The organism is Mycolicibacillus trivialis (assembly GCF_002102395.1).
GTDB lineage: Bacteria > Actinomycetota > Actinomycetes > Mycobacteriales > Mycobacteriaceae > Mycobacterium > Mycobacterium triviale.
Genome location: NZ_LQPZ01000030.1, coordinates 28,332 through 53,821, shown reverse-complemented (window position 1 = coordinate 53,821; position 25,490 = coordinate 28,332). Strand labels below are relative to the sequence as shown.

At 72.2% G+C, this 25,490-nt stretch carries 18 protein-coding genes and 1 tRNA gene; 14 read left to right on the top strand and 5 right to left on the bottom strand.

All coding sequences use genetic code 11. The annotated features are described in order from the left end of the window. Window positions 1-33: 33 nt before the first annotated feature. Window positions 34-2,379: a DNA 3'-5' helicase SftH gene (locus AWC30_RS11985; protein ID WP_085110454.1), complete on the bottom strand. Its 2,346-nt coding sequence runs from the start codon at window positions 2,377-2,379 to the stop codon at window positions 34-36. A 303-nt stretch (window positions 2,380-2,682) separates the two neighbouring features. Here AWC30_RS11985 and AWC30_RS11980 point away from each other — a divergent pair, with 303 nt between their 5' ends. The 4 genes from AWC30_RS11980 to AWC30_RS11965 all read left to right on the top strand — a co-directional run bounded on the left by AWC30_RS11980 (window position 2,683) and on the right by AWC30_RS11965 (window position 7,013). Next, complete coding sequence (locus AWC30_RS11980) at window positions 2,683-2,886, top strand: cold-shock protein (RefSeq protein WP_003925183.1); 204 nt, start codon at window positions 2,683-2,685, stop codon at window positions 2,884-2,886. 91 nt (window positions 2,887-2,977) lie between these two features. Then, complete coding sequence (locus AWC30_RS11975) at window positions 2,978-3,556, top strand: hypothetical protein (RefSeq protein WP_085110453.1); 579 nt, start codon at window positions 2,978-2,980, stop codon at window positions 3,554-3,556. Between the two features lie 138 nt (window positions 3,557-3,694). After that, on the top strand, window positions 3,695-6,532 hold the full coding sequence (gene topA, locus AWC30_RS11970) for a type I DNA topoisomerase (protein ID WP_085110452.1): 2,838 nt from the start codon (window positions 3,695-3,697) through the stop codon (window positions 6,530-6,532). A 151-nt stretch (window positions 6,533-6,683) separates the two neighbouring features. Continuing rightward, the gene (locus tag AWC30_RS11965) at window positions 6,684-7,013 is read left to right on the top strand and encodes a hypothetical protein (RefSeq protein WP_133053692.1); all 330 of its coding nucleotides are present in this window, start codon (window positions 6,684-6,686) and stop codon (window positions 7,011-7,013) included. 7 nt (window positions 7,014-7,020) lie between these two features. On the opposite strand, the gene AWC30_RS11960 is transcribed toward AWC30_RS11965, so the two are convergent. Beyond that, entirely contained in the window at window positions 7,021-8,649 is a 1,629-nt protein-coding gene (locus AWC30_RS11960) for an adenylate/guanylate cyclase domain-containing protein (protein WP_275994183.1), read from the bottom strand. Between the two features lie 67 nt (window positions 8,650-8,716). Between AWC30_RS11960 and AWC30_RS11955 the strand changes: the two genes are divergently transcribed. Further along, window positions 8,717-9,913, top strand: a complete 1,197-nt coding sequence (locus AWC30_RS11955; protein ID WP_085110450.1) for a DNA polymerase III subunit delta' — start codon at window positions 8,717-8,719, stop codon at window positions 9,911-9,913. 33 nt (window positions 9,914-9,946) lie between these two features. Next, a tRNA-Thr gene (locus AWC30_RS11950) sits at window positions 9,947-10,022 on the top strand. A 130-nt stretch (window positions 10,023-10,152) separates the two neighbouring features. Here AWC30_RS11950 and AWC30_RS11945 read toward each other — a convergent pair. Then, the gene (locus AWC30_RS11945) at window positions 10,153-12,003 is read right to left on the bottom strand and encodes a hypothetical protein (protein ID WP_085110487.1); all 1,851 of its coding nucleotides are present in this window, start codon (window positions 12,001-12,003) and stop codon (window positions 10,153-10,155) included. Here AWC30_RS11945 and AWC30_RS11940 point away from each other — a divergent pair. Further along, window positions 11,969-12,910, top strand: coding sequence for an NAD-dependent epimerase/dehydratase family protein (locus AWC30_RS11940; RefSeq protein WP_085110449.1), 942 nt, complete (start codon window positions 11,969-11,971; stop codon window positions 12,908-12,910). The two genes, AWC30_RS11945 and AWC30_RS11940, sit on opposite strands and share 35 nt — an antisense overlap. A 10-nt stretch (window positions 12,911-12,920) precedes the next feature. Here AWC30_RS11940 and AWC30_RS11935 read toward each other — a convergent pair whose 3' ends face one another. Beyond that, window positions 12,921-14,174 carry a hypothetical protein gene (locus AWC30_RS11935; RefSeq protein ID WP_234808060.1) on the bottom strand — a complete coding sequence of 418 codons (1,254 nt, stop codon included), beginning with the start codon at window positions 14,172-14,174 and terminating at the stop codon, window positions 12,921-12,923. Between the two features lie 320 nt (window positions 14,175-14,494). Between AWC30_RS11935 and AWC30_RS11930 the strand changes: the two genes are divergently transcribed. The 3 genes from AWC30_RS11930 (at window position 14,495) to AWC30_RS11920 (ending at window position 20,755) form a co-directional block, all read left to right on the top strand. Continuing rightward, window positions 14,495-14,920 (top strand): hypothetical protein, encoded by a 426-nt coding sequence (locus tag AWC30_RS11930; protein WP_085110448.1) that lies wholly within the window; start codon window positions 14,495-14,497, stop codon window positions 14,918-14,920. 49 nt (window positions 14,921-14,969) lie between these two features. Continuing rightward, entirely contained in the window at window positions 14,970-19,535 is a 4,566-nt protein-coding gene (locus AWC30_RS11925) for a cation-translocating P-type ATPase (RefSeq protein ID WP_085110447.1), read from the top strand. Window positions 19,536-19,756: 221 nt separating this feature from the next. Beyond that, a complete protein-coding gene (locus tag AWC30_RS11920; protein WP_085110446.1) occupies window positions 19,757-20,755 on the top strand; it encodes a TerC family protein in 999 nt (332 codons plus the stop codon). Window positions 20,756-20,882: 127 nt separating this feature from the next. Here AWC30_RS11920 and AWC30_RS11915 read toward each other — a convergent pair whose 3' ends face one another. Beyond that, the gene (locus AWC30_RS11915; RefSeq protein WP_085110445.1) at window positions 20,883-21,371 is read right to left on the bottom strand and encodes an inorganic diphosphatase; all 489 of its coding nucleotides are present in this window, start codon (window positions 21,369-21,371) and stop codon (window positions 20,883-20,885) included. Window positions 21,372-21,505: 134 nt separating this feature from the next. Here AWC30_RS11915 and dacB point away from each other — a divergent pair, with 134 nt between their 5' ends. From dacB to hpt, 4 genes are read left to right on the top strand one after another with little or no spacing between them, the layout of a single operon-like run. After that, entirely contained in the window at window positions 21,506-22,882 is a 1,377-nt protein-coding gene (gene dacB / locus AWC30_RS11910) for a D-alanyl-D-alanine carboxypeptidase/D-alanyl-D-alanine endopeptidase (RefSeq protein WP_085110444.1), read from the top strand. Further along, window positions 22,879-23,922 (top strand): Rv3626c family coenzyme F420 biosynthesis-associated protein, encoded by a 1,044-nt coding sequence (locus AWC30_RS11905; protein ID WP_085110485.1) that lies wholly within the window; start codon window positions 22,879-22,881, stop codon window positions 23,920-23,922. The genes dacB and AWC30_RS11905 overlap by 4 nt, the downstream gene beginning before the upstream one ends. Further along, window positions 23,901-24,887, top strand: coding sequence for a tRNA lysidine(34) synthetase TilS (gene tilS / locus AWC30_RS11900; protein ID WP_085110443.1), 987 nt, complete (start codon window positions 23,901-23,903; stop codon window positions 24,885-24,887). Before AWC30_RS11905 ends, tilS begins: the two co-directional genes overlap by 22 nt. Beyond that, entirely contained in the window at window positions 24,877-25,488 is a 612-nt protein-coding gene (hpt, locus tag AWC30_RS11895) for a hypoxanthine phosphoribosyltransferase (protein WP_085110442.1), read from the top strand. The genes tilS and hpt overlap by 11 nt, the downstream gene beginning before the upstream one ends. Window positions 25,489-25,490: the final 2 nt, after the last annotated feature.

The following is a 25,490-nucleotide window of genomic DNA, read 5'->3' as shown; positions in this document are numbered from 1 at the left end:
GGTCTGCGGCGGCCGGTCGCCCGGGCCGGCAGCTCAGCCGGCAAGCGCGTCGAGCACCAGCCGCAACACCCGTATCGCGCCGGCCTTGTCCAGCGGATCGTTACCGTTCCCGCATTTGGGGGACTGCACACACGACGGGCAACCGTGCGGGCACTCGCAGGCGCCGATCGCCGCCGCGGTCGCCCCGAGCCAGGTCGCGGCCTGCCGAAAGCCGCGTTCGGCGAAGCCCGCACCGCCGGGATGGCCGTCGTAGACGAACACGGTGGGCAGGCCCGTCTCGGAGTCCAGCGCGGTGGACAGGCCGCCGATGTCACCGCGGTCACAACTGGCCACCAGCGGCAGCAGCCCGATGGCCGCATGTTCGGCGGCGTGCAGCGCGCCGGGGACCGCGAGGTCGTCGACCCCGGCGGCGGCCAACGCTGCCTCGGTCACGGTGTACATCACCGCCACGGTGTCCAGCGTCTGGGCCGGCATGTCCAACTCGACGAAGTCGATCACCTCGCCGGTCAGCCGGCGCCGCAGGTATCCGGTCACCTGGTTGGTCACCCGCACCGGGACCAAGCCCAGGGTCACCGGCCCGTAGTGGGCGCGCTCACCGGCCCCGGTCAGCGTGATGTCGGTGAGGGTCCGCGGGTGCGTCGAATAGCCCGGATCCGCGGCGTGAACGAAGGCGATCGTCTGCTCGTCGCCGCGGTCCAACGTGTCGACCAGATAGCTCTCGCCCTGGTGCAGGTACACCGCGCCCGGGTGCACCGCCAAGGCGGCCTGGCCGGCGCCCACATTGCCCAGCAGTCGCCCGGTGTCGGCCTCGACGATCACCGTCTGGCGGCCGCTGCCGCCGCGGATGCTCACCTGCGGATGCGGGTCGATACCCGGCGCCGGGTAGTAGCGCCCGCCGCGGTGCCGCAGCGCCCCCTCGGCGACCAGGTCGTCGACCACCGGTTGGGCGCCGAGGGCGGTCACCTCGGCCGGTGTCAGCGGGTGCTCGGTGGCCGCGCAGAGCAACTGCGGTCCGAGCACATAGGGGTTGGTGTGGTCGATGACGACCCGCTCGATCGGCTTGTCCAGCAGCGCCGCGGGGTGGTGCACCAGGTAGGTGTCCAGCGGGTCGTCGCGGGCCACCAGCACGATCAGCGCGCCCTGCCCGCGCCGGCCGGAGCGGCCGGCCTGCTGCCAGAACGAGGCGATGGTGCCGGGAAAGCCGGCCAGCACCACCGCGTCCAACCCGGCGATGTCGACCCCGAGTTCCAGCGCGTTGGTCGCCGCCAATCCGCGCAGTTCGCCGTCGGCCAGCGCCCGCTCGAGGGCGCGGCGGTCCTCAGCCAGATAGCCCGCCCGATAGGAGGCCACCCGCGACGCCAACTCCGGCGCGACGTCGGAAAGCCGGGCCCGGGCGCCGAGTGCGGTCAGCTCGGCGCCGCGACGCGACCGTACGAACGTCAACACCGAGGCGCCCTCGGCGACCAGGTCGGCCATCACCCGGGCGGCCTCCGCGCCCGCCGAGCGGCGCACCGGGGCGCCGTTCTCCCCGGCCGGCGTCTGTCCCAGCGCCGGCTCCCACAGGGCGACGGTGCGCGCGCCGTGCGGGGAGCCGTCCTCGGTGACCTCGACCACCGGAGCGCCGATCAGGTCGGTGGCGGTCACCCCGGGTCGGTCGGTGGTGGCGCTGGCCAGCACGACCGTCGGGGCCGGCCGGTTCGGTCCGGCGTAGCGAGCGCAGAGCCGCAACAGCCGCCGCAGCACCATCGCCACGTTCGAGCCGAAAATTCCGCGGTAGTAGTGACATTCGTCGACGACGATGAATCGCAGCCGGCGCAGGAACACCGCCCAGCGGGCGTGGTTGAGCAGCAGCGATACATGCAGCATGTCGGGGTTGGTGAACAGCCACCGGCTGTGCTCGCGGGCGAAGCGGCGCACCTCGGTGGGACTGTCACCGTCGTAGGCCAGCGGGGCGATCTCGGCGAACCCGGGCACCCCCCGCACCGGTGAGTCGGTCGCGGTCAGCGCCCGCGCGGTCTGCAACTGGTCGTGACCGAGCGCTTTGGTCGGGGACAGATACAGCGCCCGGGCCTGCGGCTCGGCGGCCAGCAGGTCGAGGATCGGCAGCTGATAGGCCAGCGACTTGCCCGACGCGGTGCCGGTGCTCACGACGACGTGCCGGCCGTCGTGGGCCAGGTCCGCGGCGCGCCGCTGATGCGACCACGGGGCCCGGATGCCGCGCTCGGTGAAGGTGCGTACCACCGCCGGATGCGCCCAATCCGGCCAGTCGACCGGCTCACCGCGCTGGGCCGGCAGTTCGGCGACGTGGCGCACCGGGTCCTCGTCGGGTGCGGTGCCGGCGACCGCGGCGGCCAGCAGTGCGCTGCCGAAGTTCGCCATCGCAGGCCTTTCCGGAGTCCGCAGGGAGGGTGGGCAGTCCCATTGTCGCCAACTGATCCGACCAACTCTGTCGCTGCGGGCCGGAACGTGGTTGACTTATGGACGGTCGTAGCTTCTGTGTTCGTGTCAAAACTTCGCAGGACTTTCGCTGCGGCTGCGTTCCTGCGAGGTCGGAGGCCGGGTGAAGGTTCCGGCGACACCCCCAGGCAACGTGGTCGTGGCGGACCCAGCGCCCCGAAAAACGGTGCGCTGAGCAACGGTGCACCGCACCGGGGAAATAAGTAGAGAAGGAAAGATCGAGAAATGCCACAGGGAACTGTGAAGTGGTTCAACGCGGAGAAGGGGTTCGGCTTCATCGCCCCCGAGGATGGCTCCGCTGATGTGTTCGTCCACTACACGGAGATCCAGGGATCAGGCTTCCGTACCCTCGAGGAGAACCAGCGGGTCGAGTTCGAGGTCGGTCAGAGCCCCAAAGGGCCGCAGGCCACCGGCGTGCGCTCCATCTGAGCAACCGGCTGACGACGACCCCCCGGGCCCGGCCCGGGGGGTTTCGTTTTGCGACGGACCGCCGCCGCGACAGTGCCCTACTGTCGGTGACGTGAGCCAGCTGTCGTTCTTCTCGGCGGAGTCGGTGCCGCCCGCGGTGACCGACTTCGCCGGGCTGCTGGCGGCCAACGGCCAGATCGTCGTCGTCGGCGACGGCGCCCGCATCTCGGTGGTGGTCGACCGGCCGTGGCGCGCCGCCGCGCTGGCGGAGATGGCGGCAGCGGCCGGCCTGCAGGCCGAGATCGGCCGCACCGAGGAGGACACCCCGCTGCTGCGGACCGCCGTGGACCCCCGATTGCGCGCCACCGCGGCGGCCTGGACCCGCGGCGCGGTCAAGACCGTGCCTGCGGACTGGCAGCCCACCGCCCGCGAACTGCGGGTCTGGACGCTGGCCGCAGGCAGCCCGGACGGCGACCGCTACCTGCTGGGGCTGGATCCGCACGCACCGGACACCCACGCGCCGCTGGCTTCGGCGCTGATGCGGGTGGGCATCGCACCCACCCTGATCGGCACCCGCGGGTGGCGGCCGGCACTGCGGATCAGCGGCCGCAGACGGCTATCGCGGCTGGTAGAGAACGTGGGGGAACACCCTGACGGCGAGGAGGCGTTGTCGCAGTGGCCCAGGGTTTAGCCCGCCGGCGTCGATCGGTGCACGGATCGGCGCGGCGGGGCCGGTTTGCGTCGGCATACTCGGGGGTGCGAAATTGTCACTGGTTTGCAGGCGGTGTTCGACCTGCACTGACCTGGACGGAAGTGGAGTGTAGGGGCGTTGGCTGACGCAGGCGGCGGTGGAAAGACGGGGGTGCGGCGACTAGTCATCGTCGAATCCCCCACCAAGGCGCGCAAGATTGCCGGCTACCTCGGTAGCGACTATGTCGTCGAGTCCTCGCGCGGCCATATCCGGGATCTGCCCCGTACCGCCGCCGACATCCCGGCGAAGTACAAAACCGAGTCGTGGGCGCGGCTGGGCGTCAACGTCGACCACGGGTTCGAGCCGCTCTACATCGTCAGCCCGGACAAGAAGAGCACGGTCCGCGAGCTGAAGGACCTGCTGAAAGGCGTCGACGAGCTCTACCTGGCCACGGATGGTGACCGGGAGGGTGAGGCGATCGCCTGGCACCTCCTGGAGACCCTCAAGCCGCGGATCCCGGTCAAGCGGATGGTGTTCCACGAGATCACCGAGCCGGCGATCCGGGCCGCCGCGGAAAACCCCCGCGACCTCGACAGCGACCTGGTCGACGCGCAGGAGACCCGCCGCATCCTGGACCGGCTCTACGGCTACGAGGTCAGCCCGGTGCTGTGGAAGAAGGTCGCGCCGAAGCTGTCGGCGGGCCGGGTGCAGTCGGTGGCGACCCGCATCATCGTGGCCCGCGAACGCGACCGGATGGCGTTCCGCAGCGCCGCCTACTGGGACGTCGTCGCCGACCTCGACGCCAGCGTCTCCGACCCCGGCGCCACCCCGCCCACGTTCACCGCGCGGCTGGTCAACGTCGACGGGCAGCGGGTGGCCACCGGCCGCGACTTCGACTCGCTGGGTGAGGTGCGCAAGCCCGCCGAGGTGGTCGTGCTCGATGAGGCGGCCGCCGCGTCGCTCGCCGACGGCCTGCGTAACGCGTCGCTGTCGGTGGCCTCGGTGGAGGAGAAGCCCTACACCCGCAGGCCCTACGCGCCGTTCATGACCTCGACGCTGCAGCAGGAGGCCGGCCGCAAGCTGCGGTTCTCCTCGGAGCGGACCATGGGCATCGCCCAGCGGCTCTACGAGAACGGCTACATCACCTATATGCGTACCGACTCGACGACGCTGTCGGCGTCGGCGATCGAGGCGGCCCGCACCCAGGCCCGTCAGCTCTACGGTGACGACTACGTCTCGCCGTCCCCGCGCCAGTACACCCGCAAGGTGAAGAACGCTCAGGAAGCGCACGAGGCCATCCGGCCGGCCGGCGACACCTTCGCGACCCCCGACGCCGTGCGCAATGAGCTCGACGGCGATGAGTTCCGGCTCTACGAGCTGATCTGGCAGCGCACCGTCGCCTCGCAGATGGCCGACGCCCGCGGCACCACGCTCAGCCTGCGCATCGGCGGGACCTCCGGTGACCGTGACGTGGTGTTCGCCGCGAGCGGTCGGACCATCACCTTCGCCGGCTTCCTGAAGGCCTACGTGGAGACGGTCGACGAGCTGGCCGGTGGTGAGGCCGACGACGCCGAGCGGCGGCTGCCCAACCTGACCCAGGGGCAGCAGGTCGCCGCGGTGGAGGCGACCCCGGACGGTCACGCCACCAACCCGCCGGCCCGCTACACCGAGGCCTCGCTGGTCAAGGCGCTCGAGGAGCTGGGGATCGGCCGGCCCTCCACCTACTCCTCGATCATCAAGACCATCCAGGACCGCGGTTACGTGCATAAGAAGGGCAGTGCGCTGGTGCCGTCCTGGGTGGCGTTCGCGGTGATCGGTCTGCTTGAGCAGCACTTCGCTCGGCTGGTCGACTACGACTTCACCGCCGCGATGGAGGACGACCTCGACGAGATCGCCGCCGGGCACGAGCGGCGCACCGACTGGCTGACCAACTTCTACTTCGGCGGGGACCGCGGCGGCGACGGATCGGTCTCCCGAGCCGGCGGCCTCAAGACGCTGGTGGGGGTGAACCTGGAGGAGATCGACGCCCGCCGGATCAACTCCATCGCGCTCTTCGACGACGAGCAGGGCCGCACGATCTACGTCCGGGTCGGCAAGAACGGGCCCTACCTGGAACGCATGGTCACCGGTGACGACGGCGAACCGACCCCGCAGCGGGCCAACCTGCACGTCGCGCTGACCCCCGACGAACTGACCCTGGCACTCGCGGAGAAGCTGTTCGCCACCCCGCAGGAGGGCCGCGTGCTGGGCACCGACCCGGCCACCGGCCACGAGATCGTCGCCAAGGACGGCCGGTACGGCCCGTATGTCTCCGAGGTGCTGCCCAAACCCGACGACGAGGACGGCGCTCCGGCCAAGAAGGGCAAGAAACCGACCGGGCCCAAGCCGCGCACCGGCTCACTGCTGCGCAGCATGTCGCTGGAGACCGTGACGCTCGAGGACGCGCTGAAACTGCTGTCGCTGCCGCGGGTGGTCGGCGTGGACCCCGAATCGGGCGAGGAGATCACCGCGCAGAACGGACGCTACGGTCCCTACCTCAAGCGCGGCACCGACTCGCGGTCGCTGGCGACCGAGGAGCAGCTGTTCACCGTCACCCTCGAGGAGGCGTTGAAGCTGTACGCCGAACCCAAGCGGCGCGGCAGGCAGGCCGCGGCGGCCCCGCCGCTGCGGGAACTGGGCGCTGACCCGGCGTCGGGCAAGCCGATGGTGGTCAAAGACGGCCGGTTCGGGCCCTACGTCACCGACGGGGAGACCAACGCCAGCCTGCGCAAGGGCGACGACGTCGCGACCCTGACCGACGAGCGTGCCGCCGAACTGCTGGCCGACCGTCGTGCCCGGGGGCCGGTCAAGAAGACCCGGAAGGCGCCGGCGAAGAAGACGGCCGCGAAGAAGACGGCCGCGAAGAAGACGGCCGCCAAGAAGGCTCCGGCGAAGAAAACGGCCCGCAAGACCGCCGCGAAGAAGAGCGCCGACTAGCCGCGGCTCAGGCCGATCTCAGTACCGTCTCGAGCGTTATCGCAGCGTGACGCGGTGGTGAGCCACTATAAGTGTTGTTATTCAGTTGGCTCTCAGGTATGCTGAGCGGAACGTTGTGGAACCGTTCCCGACGCTGGCCGAAGGAGGCGCCATGCGACGTGGTGTGTACTTCGGTGTCTCGGCGGCCGTGGCGGTCGCGGGAGCCGGCCTGGTTCTGGCCGCCCCGGTGACCCGCCCACTGCCCAACGTGCAGGCCCCGGCGATCGAACTGTCCTCCGATTCCAGCCCGAAGATCGATCAGCAGTACCTGCAGTGGTGGCAGATCGTCACCGGTGAGACCGGCCCGGCGCCCAGCCTGAGCGAACTGAACGAGCTCGACCTGTCCCACACCTTCTTGCAGCCGAGCGCCCACGACTCGGCCCCGGTGACCCTCGACATCGACGGGTTCGCCGCGTTCCTCACCGACGAGCCGCAGGCCTAGCGCCGGTTCAGGTTTCGGCGCCGTCCGCGACTCCCGCGTCGGCGGCCTCGGCACGCGTCGCGATCGTCATCGGGCGCGCCAGCTGCGTCGAGGTGGTCCGCCCGCGCAACTGCACCACCTCGCCGACATCCCAGCTCAGCGCCTCGGCGTCGGGTGCGTCGCGCACCGCGGTGGCCGCCGCCAGCACATGGCCCTCCTCGAGCTTGGCCAGTTCGGTGAGCCGCGCCGCCTCATTGACCGGGTCGCCGATCACGGTGTATTCGAAGCGGGCCTGCGCGCCGATGTGCCCGGCCAGCGCCACCCCGGCCGACACCCCGATGCCGAACTCGGTGTCACCGAGCACCGTCAGCAGCCGGTCGTGCAGTTCGCGGGCGGCCGCCAGCGCCGCCCCGGCGGCGTCGGGATGCTCGATCGGCGCGCCGAAGACCGCCAGGGCCGCGTCGCCCTGGAACTTGTTGACGAACCCGCCGTGCCGGTCGACGGTGTGCACCACCACCCGGAAGAACTCGTTGAGCAGGCCGACCACCTCGGCCGGCGGGCGGGTGGCCGCCAGGTGCGTCGAGCCGACCATGTCGACGAACAGCACCGCCACCTCGCGCTCCTGCCCGCCCAGTTCGGTGCCGCGCTCCAGCGCCCGGCGCGCCACATCCTCGCCGACGTAGCGGCCGAACAGGTCGCGCAGCCGCTGCCGCTCGGCCAGGTCGCGCACCATGTCGTTGAATCCGGCCTGCAGCAGGCCCAGTTCGCTGGCGTCGTAGATCTGCATGTGCGCGTTGTAGTTACCGCGCTGCACCTCCCCGAGCGCCCACCGCAGCTGACGCAGCGGGTCGGCGATCGACATCGCGACCAGCACCGTCCCGACGAACCCGATCACCAGCGCCGAGACCGCCATCAGCAGGATCGGTGCGGTCATCTGCTCGGGTGGGGCATGCAACAGCGAGAACTGGCTGGCCACCACCGACAGCACGATCGCCAGCAGCGGCACCCCGGTGGACAGCGTCCAGGTCAGGATCTGGCGCAGCAGCACCCCGGGCGCCCCCAGGTTCTCCGGGACCCCGGCGCGCAACGCGGCGACGGCCACCGGACGCAGCACCCGCTCGGACTGCAGATAGCCGATGATCGAGGTGGCGGCCGCGCCCAACCCGATGGCGATCGCCACCACCGGCGCGGCACGGCTGGCCACCGGCCAGCTGGTGACGATGAACACTACTCCGCCGACCGCCCAGTTGGCCCAACTGAGCAGCGAGCGGTAGAACGGCATCCGCAGGGCGCGGGTCCGGGCCAGCTCGGTGATGGCCGGGTCGACGTCGGTGAGCAGGGCGTCGCGGCGCTGCCACCGGAACACCGGCAGCAACATCCGCATGCTCGCCGCCAACTCGAGGACGAACAGCGTGGCCAGCACCACCGCGAGCAGCACCAGGTTGGACCGCGGCATGTCCTGCAGCTGCACCCGGTCCTCGGCGGGTAGCCCGAACCGCAGGAACCCCAGCACGAACAGACCGCCGATGATGTCGGCCTGCAGCATGCTCAACGCGAACAGCGGCCACGGCGTGCGCACCAGCCAACGCAGGAAGGCATCGGCCCGCCCGATCAGCGTCGGTGTGCTGTTCACCAACCCACCGTATCGGCAGGGCAGCGGCGGTAGAACACGCGTGCGTCCCGGCCGCGGTGTCGTGTCGGGTCCGGCCAGTACTGTGGCCAGGATGTCCGGGGTGTTTTCGCGGCTGGTCGGCCAGGACGCGGTGGAAGCCGAGTTGGTGGCCGCGGCGAAGGCCGCCCGCGGCGAGGTGGCGCAGTCCGGGTCGGCGATGACCCACGCCTGGCTGATCACCGGCCCGCCCGGCTCGGGACGATCGGTGGCCGCGCTGTGCTTCGCCGCGGCGCTGCAATGCACCGACCCCGACGCCCCCGGCTGCGGCGGCTGCCGCGCCTGCACCACCACGCTGGCCGGCACCCACGCGGACGTGCGCCGCATCGTCCCGGAGGGACTGTCCATCGGGGTCGACGAGATGCGCTCGATCGTGCAGGTGGCGTCCCGGCGGCCCAGCACCGGGCGCTGGCAGGTGGTGCTGGTCGAGGACGCCGACCGGCTCACCGAGGGCGCAGCCAACGTGCTGCTGAAGGTGGTCGAGGAACCACCGCCGTCAACGGTGTTCCTGCTGTGTGCGCCCTCGACCGATCCCGAGGACATCACGATCACGCTGCGCTCCCGCTGCCGGCACGTCGCGCTGGTCACGCCGTCGACGGCGGCCATCGCCCAGGTGCTCGTCGACACCGACGGCCTGCCCGCCGACGAGGCGAACTGGGCCGCCTCGATCAGCGGTGGGCATGTGGGCCGGGCCCGCCGGCTGGCCACCGATCCCGAGGCCCGCAGCCGCCGCCGGCGTGCGCTCGGTCTGGCCCGCGACGCGGCCACCCCGGCGCGCGCCTATGCCGCGGCGGAGGATCTGGTGGCCGCCGCGGAGGCCGAGGCGGTGGCGCTGACCGCCGACCGGGCCGAAAGCGAGACCGAGGAACTGCGCACCGCGCTCGGGGCGGGCGGCACCGGACGCGGCACCGCCGGGGCGCTGCGCGGGGCTGCCGGGGCGCTCAAAGACCTGGAGCGCCGGCAGAAGTCCCGTCACACCCGCGCCTCCCGGGATGCCCTGGACCGCGCCCTGATCGACCTGGCCACCTACTTCCGGGATGCGCTGCTGGTGGCCTCCGGCGCGGGGGAGAGCCGCGCCAACCATCCCGACATGGCCGAGAAGGTCGCGGCGCTGGCCGCCCACGCCGCCCCCGACCGGCTGCTGCGGTGCATCGAGGCGGTGCTGGACTGCCGCGAGGCCCTGGCCGCCAACGTCAAGCCCAAGTTCGCCGTCGACGCCATGGTGGCCACCATCGGGCAGGCGCTGCGCTGAGGACCTGTAAACTCGACCGCGCCCAGCAGGCAGGCCGCCTTAGCTCAGTCGGCAGAGCGATTCACTCGTAATGAATAGGTCAGGAGTTCGATTCTCCTAGGCGGCTCCATACGCGAAACCCGGCGGTATCGCCCGCGAGTGGCGGTATCGCCCGCGAGTGCAGTGTCATGGCGGAAAAATCGCCGATTTTCCGCCGCTGAACTTCACTCGAGGTGACGTCGGGGCCGCGTGCCTGCTCGTTATTCCGGCGCCAGATACCCGACCGGGCCGGACGCGATACACAGTGACAGCGCCGCGGTGTCGGCGCGCACCGTGATCGCCGTGCCCGCACCGGGTAGCCGCACGTACACCCGGTTGAGGCCGGGGTGCACCGGCACCTTGACCGGCCGGCCCTCGGAAAGCGTCAGGGTCATCGTCCCGTCGGCGTTGGCCAGGTAGTTGATCTCCGCGGTCCAATCCGCGGGCAGCAGTGGGCCGTCGAGGTCGAGGCGGGCAGGCAGATCCGGCTGCACGAAGTAGCCGCAGCCGGCCACCGGGCCGGCAACGATCGTGCGCACCCAGGTGACTCGCGCGTCGATCAATCGCCCGGCGCTGTCCAGCATCCGCAGATCGGTTGTTGCCGAGGCGAACTCGGGCCGCTCCCGCACCAGCGCGAAGATGTTGCTGGCCAGGTTGCTGGGCGCCATGATCCGCTGCAGCACCAGCGGGTCGACCTCCTGGTCCAGCAGCGGCGCATCGGAATCGGCGGCCGCGTCGGCCAGCCCGCGCAGCGCGTTGTGCAGATACGGCTGCGCCGGGTTGTCGCGCCACACCGTCAGGAACGTCGCGGTCGAATACAGGCTGCTGGCCACGAACGCCGCCGCCAACGTCACGCTCACCGCGGTGCGCCGTGCCGAGGCGTCCAGCCACCGCATCCCGGCCCGGTTCGGGGCGCAGAACCCGACCGCGGCCAGCAGCGCCAGCACCACGACCAGGTCGGGCAGATACCGCAGCGCCTGGGCCAGTTCCAGCGCGGTGAACGCCGAGGACCGCATCAGATAGATCGGGATCTGGCAGGCGATCGCGTAGCCGACCGCGGTCGCCCACACCGCGCCGATGCGCCGCTTGCGCAGCAGTGACACCGCCACCGTCGCGCCCAGCGCCAGCCAGCCGAGGACCATCACCGTCGTGCCCGGGGTGGCCCACGGCGACGCCGGCGCCCAGCGCTGCCAGTCCCACGGGCCGCCCACCAAACCGGGCACGACCCCGTGGGTGATCGAGCGGCGCAGCAGATCCCACGTCATGGGCAGGTCGAGACTCCACCGCTGCTGGTTGACCACCGTCAGGTACAGCACCACCCAGCCCGCGGTCACCGCCGCCGACGCCAGCCACAGCGGCCGGCCGCGCCGCCACACGTCGCGCAGCGGCTCGCCCCGCACGTGGGCCAGCAGGCCCACCAGCACCGCCGCGACCACCGGGATCACGCCGGCCTTCTCGAAGAACAACAGCCCGCCCAGGTACGCCAGCGTGCCGGTCACCGCGTAGCGGCGCCGGCCGGTCCGCACCAGCAGGACCGCGTCCCCGCACACCCAACTCAGCGCCGCCAGCATCGGTAGCGAGTTCAGCGCCGCGGCCCACCAGGCGAACCCGGGCACCGCCAGCGGGGTGAACAACGCGAACGTCAGCGGCACCAGCAGCACCGGCCGCCACCCCAGGATGATGTGCAGGGTGCGCAGCAGCGAGAGTGCCGCCAGCGCCGCCAACACCACCAGGCTCAGCGCCGGCCCGGCCCAGTTCAGCGGCGCCAGCCGGGTGATCGTCCCGGACAGCAGGAACGCCGCGGGCATCACGTGCCCGTCGTGGTCGGTGAACAGAAACGACGGCGACAGCAGCGGCTGGGTTCCCGCCCGGCTCACCAGGATCAGGTCGTCCCAGTAGAAGTAGCCGCCGAAGGCCAGCACCGCCCGCACCGCCAGGTGCGCGACGACCAGCACCACCGCGACGACCGCGACGACGGGCGGTCGCGTGCGGCGGGTGATCATGGGTTCCTTTCTTACCGGTCGGTATGGTTGCCCGGTGCGTGCACTGGTCACCGGCGCGGCCGGGTTCATCGGGTCGACCCTGGTCGACCGGCTGCTCGACGACGGCCACCGGGTGGTCGGCCTGGACGACTTCGCCACCGGCCGGGCCACCAACCTCGAGCATCTCACCGAGGCCGCGGAGTTCTTCTTCGTGGAGGCCGACATCGTCACCGCCGACCTGACCGCGATCCTGGCCGAGCACCGCCCCGAAGTGGTGTTCCACCTGGCCGCCCAGATCGACGTGCGCCACTCGGTCGCCGACCCGCAGCACGACGCCGAGGTCAACGTGGTCGGCACCGTGCGACTGGCCGAGGCGGCCCGCCGCGCCGGAGTCCGCAAGATCGTGCACACCTCCTCGGGCGGGTCGATCTACGGCACCCCGCCGAGCTACCCGACCGGCGAGGACGTACCCACCGACCCGGCCTCGCCGTACGCGGCGGGCAAGGTCGCCGGCGAGATCTACCTGAACACCTTCCGGCACCTCTACGGCATGGAGTGCTCCCACATCGCCCCGGCCAACGTCTACGGACCCCGTCAGGACCCGCACGGCGAAGCCGGGGTGGTGGCGATCTTCGCCCAGGCGCTGCTGTCCGGGAGCCCCACCAAGGTCTTCGGCGACGGCAGCAACACCCGCGACTACGTGTTCGTCGACGACGTCGTCGACGCCTTCGTCAAGGCGGCCGGCCCGGCCGGCGGCGGGCAGCGGTTCAACATCGGCACCGGTGTGGAGACCTCCGACCGGGCGCTGCACACCGCGGTCGCGGCCGCCGTCGGCGCCCCCGACGACCCGGAGTTCCACCCGCCGCGCCTCGGCGATCTCACCCGATCCTGCCTGGACATCTCCCGGGCCGCGGCGGTGCTGGACTGGCGCCCGCAGGTCCCGCTGGAGCAGGGTTTGGCGCGCACCGTGGACTTCTTCCGGCACACCACCCGCTGACCGGCGGGACTCAGGCGCGGCGCAACGCCGCCAGGTGCACACCGATGCCCAGCAGCGGACCGCACAGCAGGGCCGCCACCGTGCGGGTCTGCAACTCCCACGGCAGCAGCAGCACGACGGCGGCGACCGCCGTCGCCGTCACCCACCCGAGCGCGTACGCGCGGTGCGCCGCCGCGGCCACCGTCGCCGCGCCGGTCAGGGTCAGCATCGCGATCACCACCGCGGCCACCGTCAGCCAGGCCAGCAGCATCCCGTCGGCGTGATAGTCGGGTCCGAACAGCGTCGTCAGCAGCCACGGCCCGACCAGGCGGGCCGCCACCACGCCGAGCCCACCCGCGGCCGCCACCACCAGGGCCGGCGCCACCAGCGCGGCCAGTCGCCGCGCCCGCTGGTCGACGAAGTGCGCCACCAGGTTGCCCTGCAGCGCGGTCAGCGGCACCAGCAGCGGCGCACGGGTGGCGGTCACCGCCAGAATGAGCACTCCGCCCGCCGCGCCGAGATCACCGGCGGTCGCCTTCAGCAGCACCGGAAAGCCCATCACCAGGACTGCGCTGGCTCCGGCCGCGGTGATCGAATGCGCCGCCCCGCGCAGGAACGATCCGGCGGTGCCCGGGGTGCGCAGCAGCGCGGCGGCCCGCGCCCCCGGCGAGACCAGCAGCACCAGCAGCCAGGCCACCGATCCGGCGACGGTGGCCCACAGGTAGCCGCCCAGCCCCCAGCCGATCACGAACCCGGCGGTGGCCACCGCGACCCGCATCGCCGCGTCGGTGACCATCAGCGCGCCGTAGGCGCTCCAGCGGTCCACCCCGGCCAGCATCCCCAACACGGTCGCGTGCATACAGAACCCCGCCACCCCCGCGGCGAGCAGCAGGATGCTCAACACCCGCTCGTCGGCGAACACCCGGCCGGACCACAGCGGCGCGGTCGCGACCGCGACCAGGGCGGCCGCCGTCCCCAGCCCGGCGGCCACCCGCAGCGGTCGGGTCCACGGCCCGGCCGACTCGGTGGTGCGGCGGGCCGTGCGCACTTCGCGGGTGGATTCCTGAAGCAGGCCGTTGGCGGCGCCGTTGACCAGCCCGAACGCCCCCCAGAACACCGCGAACACGGCGAAGCCGGCCGGATCGAGATCCCGGGCGGCCAGATACAGCACCAGGTAGCCGCAGAGCGCCGACAGCGCGGTCGCGGTCCCCACCCGGGCCACGCTGCCGCGGGCGACCGGCCCGGCACGGCCGGCGCCTCGGGCGGTGATCGGTGGTACCGGCACACCTGTAGAAGCTACTCAAGCGCCGGGTTGCTGCCGAGAACGACCGCCGTGGCGCCGCCGGTTCTGGTACCGTTTCGCGGTTAGAGGGGAGTATTCCTTCGCGGCGGTGTCGTCATCACGTTGACCGGTCTCGGTCGACCGGCACCGCGGGCCGTTTTTTCGGTGGGAGAGACCTCTGGCGGTGTGTGATGGCCGGAGGTCTCGATGCGCGTATTCGCATTCGAAGCGTCACCCGACAGCAGGGTGGCGTGCCGTCGCATGCCGGTTCCACAGCGTCGCTGTGGATGTCCGACCCGTTTCCCTACGCGCAAGGAGTCCCTATGAGTCTCATCGGCGGCGCTGTCCGCAAAGCAACTGACACGATCGGCTGGGCGGCCGGCGCAACCACCGCGGCCGCCGGGGCCGTCGGAGGCGCGGTCGTCAGCGGGGCGGCCGGCGGCGTGACCGGGACAGTCAACGGGGTGCGGCGCGGGGTCCGCTCCGGCAGCCACTCGACGCCGGCGGCCGCGCTGACGTTGGGCGCGCTGGGCGCCAGCGGACTGGTGGCCTGGCCGGTGGTCGCCGCCGTCGGCGGCGGTGCGCTGGTGGTGCAGCAGCTGAACCGCCGGTCGCCGCAGGCCGCGACCGAACCGGCCGACGAGGCCCCGAAGTTGGCCTCGGTGAAGACGGGGACGAAGACGCCGGCGAAGAAGTCATCCCGGCCCACCCCCGGACGGCCGGCCCGCTCCAGGACGACCAGGCGCTGACCGACGGCACCGCCGCTACCGCTCCCGAACCACGTTAGGTCGATTCGACATGAAGAAATTCCTACCGCTGCATGCCGTCCCGCTGGGCATCCGCGCCACCGCCACGGCGATCGAGGCGGCCGTTGGCGCCGCCGGCCAAGCGGCGACCGCCGCCGTCGACACCGCCGGCTCGGTGACCTCGGCCGCCCTCGATCTGGCAGCCCGCCCAGCCCGGGAAGTCGGCAAGGTGCTCGCGGGCCGAACCTCGGTCGCGACGGCGACCCGACGCAGCTGGCAAGGCGACAACCGGATTTGGATCGAGGTGCGCGGCCTCAATGGCCCCACCGGCTCCGAGTTGGGGGCAGCGGTGCTCGACGCCCTGCAGGGGCAGCCCGGGGTCACTGCGGTGCGGCTGAACCGGCCGCTGGCCCGCGCCGTGGTCGATGTCGACGGCACCGGGGCCGACCTGGACCGGCTGTGCACCGCGGTGGCCGACGCGGAGCAGCGTCACCCGGCCGCCGGTGGGGACACCCCGGGCCGGGCCGACGCGCTGCCCGGCGATGGGCTGCTGCTGGCGGTCCGGGGCGCAATGGTCGGCGCCAACGCCGCCGGGCTGGCGATCGCGGTTGCCGGCCGGGCGCTGCGCTGGCCGCGGGGCCCGGTGGCCGTCGACGCGGTCGCATCGCTGGCGAACTACCAGCCGTGGGTCCGTGGTCTTCTGGCCCCGCGGATCGGGTCCGGCGCGACCGACACCGTGCTGTCGCTGACTTCCACCGTCGCCCACGTCGTCACGCTGTCCCCGGCAACGCTGACGGTGGATCTGGTGGTACAGGGACTGCGAGCGGCGGAAAGCCGCGCCGGCGAGCAGGCCTGGATCCGGCATGAGCCGACCCTGGCCCGCCACTCCAGCCAGGACACCGTCTACCGGCCGACCCGGCCGGTTCCCGCGCCGGACGGCCCGCTTGAGCGGCACGGCAGGCGTGTCGCCTGGGTACAGGCCCTGGGAGCCGGTCTGGTCGGGGCCCTGAGCCGCAACGCCGTCACGACGGCGAACGCGGCGGTGGTGGCGGCGCCGAAGGCGATGCGCACCACCAACGAGGCGTTCGCCGCGACCCTGGGGCGCGGCCTGGCGGATCAGCATGAGGTGCTGGCGTTGCAGCCGGCAAGCCTGCGTCGACTGCACCAGGTCGATGCCTTGTTGATCGACCCCCGCGTGCTGTGCCAGACAAAGCTGCGGGTGGTGCAGGTCCGTGGCGCCGCGCCGGCACAGCTGCCCGCCGCGTGGGCCGAGGCGCAGCGGTTGCTCGACGACCCCGACCTGCGTCCGGGCTGGCACCCGGTCGCCGGGGTGCCCCGGACCGGACGCTCCGGCCGTATCGAGGCGCAGGTCCTTCCCGCGTTGCATCCCCTGGCCAACGCTGTGGTGTCCGACGCGCGCGCCATCGAGGAACTCATTCTGGCGTCGGTCGACATCGGCATTCTGGGCCGGCTTCGTACCGCTTTCGATGAGATTCCGATGGTGGGCCGGGCCGACGGGGGCGATGACGCCATCGACGAAGCCGTCGACGACGAAGTTATCGACGACGAAGCCATCGATGCCGCCATCGCCGAGACCCTCGTCGAACTGCAGCGCGCCGGACACACCGTCGCCGTGCTCTCCGCATCCGCCGGGCAGGCGCTGTGTTCGGCGGATCTCGGATTGGGCCTCATAGCGGCCGATTGCGAACCGCCTTGGCAGGCAGACCTTCTGCTGCCGAGCCTGGCCGCCGCCTGGCATGTGTTGCATGCCCTTCCTGCTGCTAAAGAAGCGGCACAGCAAGGCATCTCGATTTCCATCGGAGCCTCATCGATGGGCGCGCTGTTCATGGTGCCCGGCGTGCGTCGGCCCCGTGGCCGCGGCCCCGGGCCGGTCACCCTCGGCGCCGCGGCCGGCCTGATCTCCGGTCACCTGTTGGCCCGCCGCACCCTCGGTGTCCGCCCGCCGACCCCGGCGCCCAGTTACGACTGGCACGCCATGTCGGTGGAGCAGGTGCGCGATGTGCTGATGCCCGACGGCGAGGAGAACGGTGTGGCGGCCGCATTCGTCACCCCGCCCGAACCCGAACCGTCGCACCCGGTGGTGCAATTCGCCCGCGCGGTGCGCACCGAATTGGCCGATCCGCTCACCCCGGTGCTGGCGCTGTGTTCGGCGGCCACCGCGGTGTTGGGGTCGCCGATCGACGCGATGATGGTCGGCACGGTGTTGACCGGCAACGCCATGCTCGCCGCCGGCCAGCGGTTGCGCGCCGAGAGCCGACTGAATCTCCTTCTGGCCCAGCAGGCTCCGCCGGCCCGGCAGGTGGTTGCCAACGGTGATGGGCAGGCCTATCGCGACGTGCCGGCCGATCAGCTGCAGCCCGGCGATGTGATCGAAGTGCGCAGTAACGAAGTGGTGCCGGCGGACGCGCGGGTGATCACCGAGTCCGATCTCGAGGTCGACGAGTCGTCCCTGACCGGGGAATCCCTGTCGGTGAACAAGCAGGTGGCGGCCACTCCGGGCGCCGAGCTGGCCGAGCGGCGCTGCATGCTCTACGCCGGGACCACGGTGGTGACGGGAACGGCGACCGCCATGGTGACCGCCGTTGGGGCGGGTACGCAGGCCCGGCGGGCCACCGAACTGGCCTCCGGCGAGCTGCCCGAAGTGGGCCTGCAGCACCAGCTCAGCCAGCTGATGGCCCGGGCGTTCCCGGTCAGCGCCGGCGGCGGTGTGCTGGTCGGTGCGCTCGGCCTGCTGCGCGGCGGCGGGCTGCGCCAGGCGCTCGGCAACACCATCGCGGTGGCCATCGCCGCGGTTCCGGAGGGGATGCCATTGATGGCCACCCTGGCGCAGCACGCCTCGGCCCGGCGACTGAGCGGGTCCGGTGCCCTGGTGCGGGTGCCGCGCTCGGTCGAGGCGCTCGGGCGGCTCAACGTGGTCTGCTTCGACAAGACCGGAACCCTCAGCGAGAACCGGTTGCGGGTCACCGCAGTTCAGCCACTGCCCGGTCACGCCTCCGACGACGTCTTGGTAGCCGCGATGCAGGCCGCGCCCGCGCCGGAGGAGGCGCAGCATGCGCACGCCACCGATCAGGCCATCATCGAGGGCGCAGCCGGCGTCGAGGATGCACCACCGTGGCGCGAACCCGACGTGCACCTGCCGTTCCGCTCCGGACGGGCCTTCTCGGCGTCGGTCTGCGGTGCGCACCTGACCGTCAAGGGTGCTCCCGAAGTGGTCTTGGCGGCCTGTTCGGGGCTCCCGGAAGACATCGACGACACCGTGACCGGGATGGCCACTCAAGGCCTGCGGGTGATCGCCGTCGCTCAACGCGAGCTCAGCGCCCGGCAGGTGGCGACGCTGCAGGACGACCCGGACGCCATCGCCGATGTCAGCGGCGCCGGGTTGAGCCTGATCGGGTTCCTCGGGCTGGCGGACACCCCGCGGCCGCAGTCGCCGCGGCTGCTGGCCGACCTGGCCGACCGGGGCGTCAGTGTCCGGATGATCACCGGTGACCACCCGGTCACCGCGACCGCGATCGCCGGCGAGCTGGGCGTGCGGGTCAGCGCCGACCAGGTGATCACCGGATCGGAATGGAACGCGTTGTCGCGCAAGGAACAAGAGCGGGCGGCCGTCGACCGGATCGTGTTCGCCCGGATGTCGCCGGAGAACAAGGTGCAGATCGTGCAAACCTTGGAGCGGACCGGCAAGGTATGCGCCATGGTCGGCGACGGCGCCAACGACGCCGCAGCCATCCGCGCCGCCACCGTCGGGATCGGTGTGGTGGCCCGGGGCAGCGACGCCGCGCACGCCACGGCCGATCTCGTGTTGACCGACGGCCGGATCGAGGCGCTGGTGGCCGCCGTCGACGAGGGCCGACGGCTGTGGCGCGGAGTGCAGACCGCGGTCTCCGGGCTGCTCGGCGGCAACGCGGGTGAGGTGATCTTCTCCATCATCGGCACCGCACTGACCGGCAACTCGCCGCTGAACACCCGCCAGCTACTGCTGATGAACACCCTGACCGACGCACTGCCCGCCACCGCGGTCGCCGTGAGCACGCCGGCCGGGCCCGTGCAGCGCGTCGCGTTCGGTATGGACGAACGGGCACTGTGGCGCGCGGTGGCGTTCCGGGGCGCGGTCACGGCCGCCGCCGGCACCACCGCCTGGGCGATGGCCGCGCCGACCGGAACGCCGCAACGGGCATCGACGGTGGCCTTGATCAGCCTGGTCACCACCGAGCTGGGCCAAACCGTGGTGGACTCGCAGGCTCCGCTGGTCCTGCTCACCGCCGCCGGCTCATTCGCCGCGTTCGCGCTCATGGTCAGCACGCCGGGCGTCAGCCAGTTGCTCGGCTGCACGCCGGTCGGCCCGCTCGGCTGGGCGCAGGCGCTGAGTACCGCCGGGGCGGCGACCGCCGCCGTCGCGGTCGCCGGCGGGGTGTCCGCCGCACGGCAGCGCGCCGCGGCGCAGGCCACGGAGGAGCAGCCGACCGCGGAAGCCCAGCCGGATGCCGGGTCCGCGCGGCCGGGGCCGGGACGGCGTACCGGGACACCGCGCCACGGGCCGGGGCCGGCCCGGTCGTCGGCCGGCGCGGCGCGGGAGTTGGTCGGCCCGCGGAATTGACCACCGCCCGGATGGCTCGGCGGTGCGGCGGATCGCACGCGACCGGCAGGCGCCCGCGCCGTTACCTGCGGGCGAACACTGGGGAAACCGGCGCCCGGAGCGGGACCGGAACCGCGCCGACCTGCCACACTGGGCACTGAAGGGAAGGGTTCGGTCCGCCACGGTGGCGGACCACGGGGCGGACAACCTCGTACCCCTCCCGCTGACCGGAGGCCCGGCCGTTGCAGGTATCGACGCTGGAGTGGATCGTCACGTTGACGGTGGCGGCCACCATTTTGCTGTTCGACGTGGCGATCATCGCCCGCCGGCCCCACGAGCCTTCGACGCGGGAATGCGCGATCGCGCTCACCGGCTACCTGCTGCTCGCGGTGGCGTTCGGCCTGTGGGTGTGGTTCGGCCACGACAGAACGTACGGGATGCAGTTCTTCGCGGGGTGGATCACCGAGTACAGCCTGTCGGTCGACAACCTGTTCGTCTTCGTGCTCATCATCGCCAGCTTCAAGGTGCCCAAACGATACGAACAGGAGGCGCTGTTCGTCGGCATCGTGTTGGCGCTGCTGCTCCGCGGCGTGTTCATCGCGCTGGGCGCCGTCGCGATCCAGCAGTTCTCCTGGATCTTCTACATCTTCGGCGCGTTCCTGCTCTACACCGGGATCACGATGGCCCGCCGCCCGCCCTCCGACGAGGACGCCGAGAACAAGGTGGTGCGATTCGCCCGGACCCACTTCAAGGCCACCGACGACTGGAGCGGTCTGAAGTTGTACGTCAAGCAGGGCGGCAAGCGGGTCATCACACCGATGTTCCTGGTTGTTCTGGCGCTGGGCACCACCGACGTGATCTTCGCGTTGGACTCGATCCCGGCCGTCTACGGTCTCACCCGGGAGCCGTATCTGGTCTTCACGGCGAACGCCCTGGCGTTGATGGGCTTACGTCAGCTGTACTTCCTGCTCGGCAAGCTGCTGCAGCGGCTGGTGTACCTGCGCCAAGGGCTGACCTTCATCCTGTGCTTCATCGCGGTGAAGATGCTGCTGCAGGCGTTGCACTCCAACGACGTGCCGTTCCTCAACGGCGGCCGCCCGATCGCGTTGGCGATACCGGAGATCCGCACCTGGGTGAGCCTGGCGGTGATCGCGGCGACGATCATCATCACCACCGTCGCCAGCTTGTACAAGAGCCGGGTGGTCGACGGCGAGTCGGCGCGCAGCCCGGCTGTGCGCTGAGCGCGCCCCGCCGTCTCGACGCCGAGTGAAGCTGCAGGGCGATCCGGGCAACGGATTTCCGCCCTGACACTTCACGCGCGCGCCGGCTCCCCGCACGATGCGGCGGTGTGCCGCGGCGGGGTGCCGGTCAGTGCCCGGCCTTCTCGAATCGCTCGAAGGAACGCTGCACCTCGGCTTCGGCCTCAGCGCGGCCCACCCAGTCGGCGCCCTTGACGAACTTGCCCGGCTCCAGGTCCTTGTAGTGCATGAAGAAGTGCTTGATCGCGTCGAGCTCGTCGGCCGGCACATCGGCGAGGTCGTTGATGTGGTCCCAGCGGTGGTCCCCGGCCGGCACGCACAGCACCTTGTCGTCACCGCCGGCCTCGTCGGTCATCTGGAACATCGCCACCGGGCGCACCTCGATGAGCACCCCGGGGAACACCGACTGCGGCAGCAACACCAGCACGTCGAGGGGGTCGCCGTCCTCACCGAGGGTGTTGTCGATGAACCCGTAGTCGGCCGGGTAGGCCATCGGCGTGTACAGGTAGCGGTCCAGCCGCACCCGCCCGGTCTCGTGGTCGATCTCGTACTTGTTGCGCTGCCCCTTCGGGATCTCGATGGTCACGTCGAATTGCACGGTGCTGGCTCCTTGCCTGCGCTGAGTCCGGGTTGAGTCCGGCTGAGTTTAAGGCTCGCCGTCCGCGGTTGGCGACCGCACCCGGGCCGGCGCGGGCCGCTCGGGCAGAATTGCACCAGACAGTCAGGAGAGTTATGCGTCCCACGCACTGGCGCCGGTCGACCCACGTGGCGATCGGGGTGACCGTCCTGCTGGTCGTCGTCGCGCTGCTCACGTGGATGGTCGTGCTCACCGAGAGCGGCCGCGGCCCCGGCGCGCAGGCCGCACCGCCGCCGGCGGCCGTCGCGGGGCCCGGGGTGGTCCCGGTTTCCGACAGCGCGCCCGCGCCCACCGCCGCGGGGCTCGCGGCCGCCCTGACCGCCGCGCTGGCCGACCCCGACCTGGGCTTCCTGGGCGGCCGGGTCACCGACGCGGCGACCGCCACCGAACTGTGGGCCCAGCACGACGACATCCCGATGCTGCCCGCCTCCACCAACAAGGTCCTCACCGCCGCGGCGGCGCTGCTCAGCCTGGACCGCGAGGCCCGGCTGACCACCCGGGTGGTCGCCGACGACCGCGATCCCGGCGCGGTGGTGCTGATCGGCGGTGGTGACCCGGTGCTGTCGGCGGCCGGGCCCGGCCAGGACACCTGGTACGCCGGGGCCGCCCGGATCAGTGACCTCGCCGACCAGGTCCGCGTCAGCGGCGTGACCCCGACCCGGGTGCGCGTCGACGTCGGCGCCTTCAGCGGACCCACCATGGCCCCCGGCTGGGACCCGCTGGACATCGACGGCGGGGACATCGCCCCGATCGAGGCGGTGATGGTCGACGCCGGCCGCATCCAGCCCACCACGGTGGAATCCAAACGCTCCACCACCCCGGCGCTCGACGCCGGCCGGGCACTGGCCGCCGCGCTCGGCCTGGACCCCGCCGCGGTCACCGTCGGCGCCGCACCCGCCGGGGCCCGCCAGCTCGGCGCGGTCGAATCCGCGCCACTGATTCTGCGGCTGCGGCAGATGATGGCCGCCTCCGACAACGTGATGGCCGAGTGCATCGCCCGCGAGGTCGCCGCCGCCGCCAACCACCCGCAGTCCTTCACCGGCGGTGTCGAGGCGGTGCTGGCCGTGCTGCACACCGCGGGCATCGACACCGCCGGGTCGGTCCTGGTCGACTCCAGCGGGCTGTCCCTGGACGACCGGTTGACCGTCCGCACCCTCGACGGGGTGGTGCAGCGCGCCGCCGGACCCGGCGAGCCACGGCTGCGGCCGCTGCTGGACCTGCTCCCGGTCGCCGGCGGCAGCGGCACCCTCTCCGACCGGTTCCTCGACCCCGACGCCGACCGCAACGCGGCAGGGTGGCTGCGCGCCAAGACCGGGTCGCTGACCGCGACCAACGCCCTGGCCGGGGTGGTCACCGACCGCCGCGGCCGGGTGCTGACCTTCGCCCTGATCTCCAACGACGCCGGGCCCACCGGACGCACGGCGATCGACGCGGTCGCGGCGACGCTGCGGTCCTGCGGGTGCGGGTCGTGACCGGCACCCCCGAGCTCACCGTCGGCCGCGCCGTCGACTGGCGCTTCGCCACCACGGTCGGCGCCCGGCTGGCCCGCCCGGCGCCGCCGTCGACCGACTACACCCGCCGCCAGGCCGTTGAGGAACTGCACACCGCCGCCCAGACGGCGCTGCCGCTGGTGGCGGAGGTGACCGGGCTGTCGGTGCGCAGTGCGGTGACCCCGGCGACCCGGGTCGTGGACCGGCCCGGCTGGATCGCCGCGGCCGCCGAGTCGATGCGGGTGATGACCGGCGGCACCGACAAGCCGCGCGGCTTCATCAGCAGCCGCCTCGCCGGCGCGCAGACCGGCGCGGTGCTGGCGTTCATCTCCTCGAGCATCCTCGGCCAGTACGACCCGTTCGCCGACGACGGCGCAGGCGCGCTGCTGCTGGTCTCACCGAACGTCATCGCCGTCGAACGCCAGCTGCGGGTGGAACCCGCCGACTTCCGGCTCTGGGTCTGCCTGCACGAGGTCACCCACCGGGTGCAGTTCACCGCCAACCCGTGGCTGCCCGACCACATGGCCGGCGCACTGGCGGTGTTGACCAGCGACGCCGGCGACGACTTCACCGACGTGGTGGGCCGGCTCGCCGAGTTCGCCCGCAGCCGCCGCGACCCGGACCCCGCCACCACCGGCATCCTGGGCATGGTCCGCGCGCTGCAGTCCGCCCCGCAGCGCGAGGCCCTCGACCAGCTGCTGGTGCTGGGCACCCTGCTCGAAGGCCACGCCGACCACGTGATGGACGGGGTCGGCCCGGACGCGGTGCCGTCGGTGGCCACCATCCGCCGCCGCTTCGACGACCGGCGCAAACGCAAGCAGCCGCCGCTGCAACGGCTGCTGCGCGCCCTGCTGGGCATCGACGCCAAACTCAGCCAGTACACCCGCGGCAAAGCGTTCGTCGACCACGTCGTGCAGCGGGTGGGCATGGACCGGTTCAACACGGTGTGGTCGGGTCCGCAGACCCTGCCGCTGCCCGCCGAGATCGAGAACCCCGAGCAGTGGATCGCCCGGGTGCTCTAGACCGGCTGCGCGCCGCGGTCACCGGCTTCCGCGCCGCCCACCTGCCCGACGCCGACCGGTGGTGTGTGGCGCTGTCCGGCGGACCGGACTCGCTGGCGCTGACCGCCGCGGCGGCCGGGCTGGCGGACACGGTGGCGCTGATCGTCGACCACGGACTGCAGGACGGCTCGGCGGCGGTGGCCGAGGCGGCTCGCGCCCACGCGGTCGACCTGGGCTGCGTCGACGCCCGCATCCTGCGGGTGACGGTGGCCGGGGCGGGCGGACCGGAGGCCGCGGCCCGCACGGCGCGCTACGCCGCGCTGCGCGACGCGCACGCCGGGCGGCCGGTGCTGCTCGGCCACACCCTCGACGACCAGGCCGAGACCGTGCTGCTCGGGCTGGGCCGCGGTTCGGGGCCGCGCTCGATCGCCGGCATGCGCCCCTACGTCGCGCCGTGGGGCCGCCCGCTGCTGGGGGTGCGCCGCCGGCTCACCGCGGCGGCCTGCACCGAACTGGGCCTGACCCCCTGGCACGACCCGCACAACAGCGACCACCGCTTCACCCGGGTGCGGCTGCGCCGCGAGGTGCTGCCCCTGCTCGAGGAGGTGCTCGGCGGCGGGGTCGCCGAGGCACTGGCCCGCACCGCCGCGGCCGTCGGCGAGGACACCGACTACCTCGACGGCCTGGCCGAGGCCCGGCTTCGCGACACCGCCGATCCGCGGGCCCTCGATTCGGCGGGCCTGGGCGCGCTGCCCGCGCCGATCCGGCGGCGGGTGCTGCGGGCCTGGCTGCTGGCCGGCGGCGCCACCGGCCTCACCGACGAGCAGATCCGCCGGGTCGACGCGCTGGTCACCGCCTGGCGCGGCCAGGGCGCGGTGGCCGTCCCGTCCGCACTGCCGCGGCAGCGGCTGGTCGCCGCGCGCACCGGTGGGCGGCTGGTGTTGCGCACCGAGCCGGTCGCCGCGCGACCCGACCTTGGTCGTTGACCCGGCGGCATGGCACGCTGTGGGCGTGACAGGGCCGCTGTACCCGGGCGACATCAAATCGGTGCTGCTGAGCGAGGACCAGATCCAGGAGCGCACCGCCGAGTTGGGGGCCCAGATCGGTCGCGACTACGCCGAGCTCGCCGCGGCCGACGGCCGCGACCTGCTGCTGGTGACGGTGCTCAAGGGCGCGGTCATGTTCGTCACCGACCTGGCCCGGGCGATCCCGCTGCCCACCCAGTTCGAGTTCATGGCGGTCTCCTCCTACGGCTCGTCCACCTCCTCGTCGGGGGTGGTGCGCATCCTCAAAGACCTCGACCGCGACATCAGCGACCGCGACGTGCTGATCGTGGAGGACGTCGTGGACTCCGGGCTGACGCTGTCGTGGCTGCTGCGCAACCTGGCGGCGCGCCAGCCCCGATCGCTGCGGGTGTGCACCCTGCTGCGCAAGCTCGACGCGATGCGCACCGGGGTGCAGATCGGCTACGTCGGCTTCGACATCCCCAACGAATTCGTCGTCGGGTACGGCCTGGACTACCTGGAGCGCTACCGCGACCTGCCCTACATCGGCACCCTGGACCCGCGGATCTACCAGGGCCAGTAGCC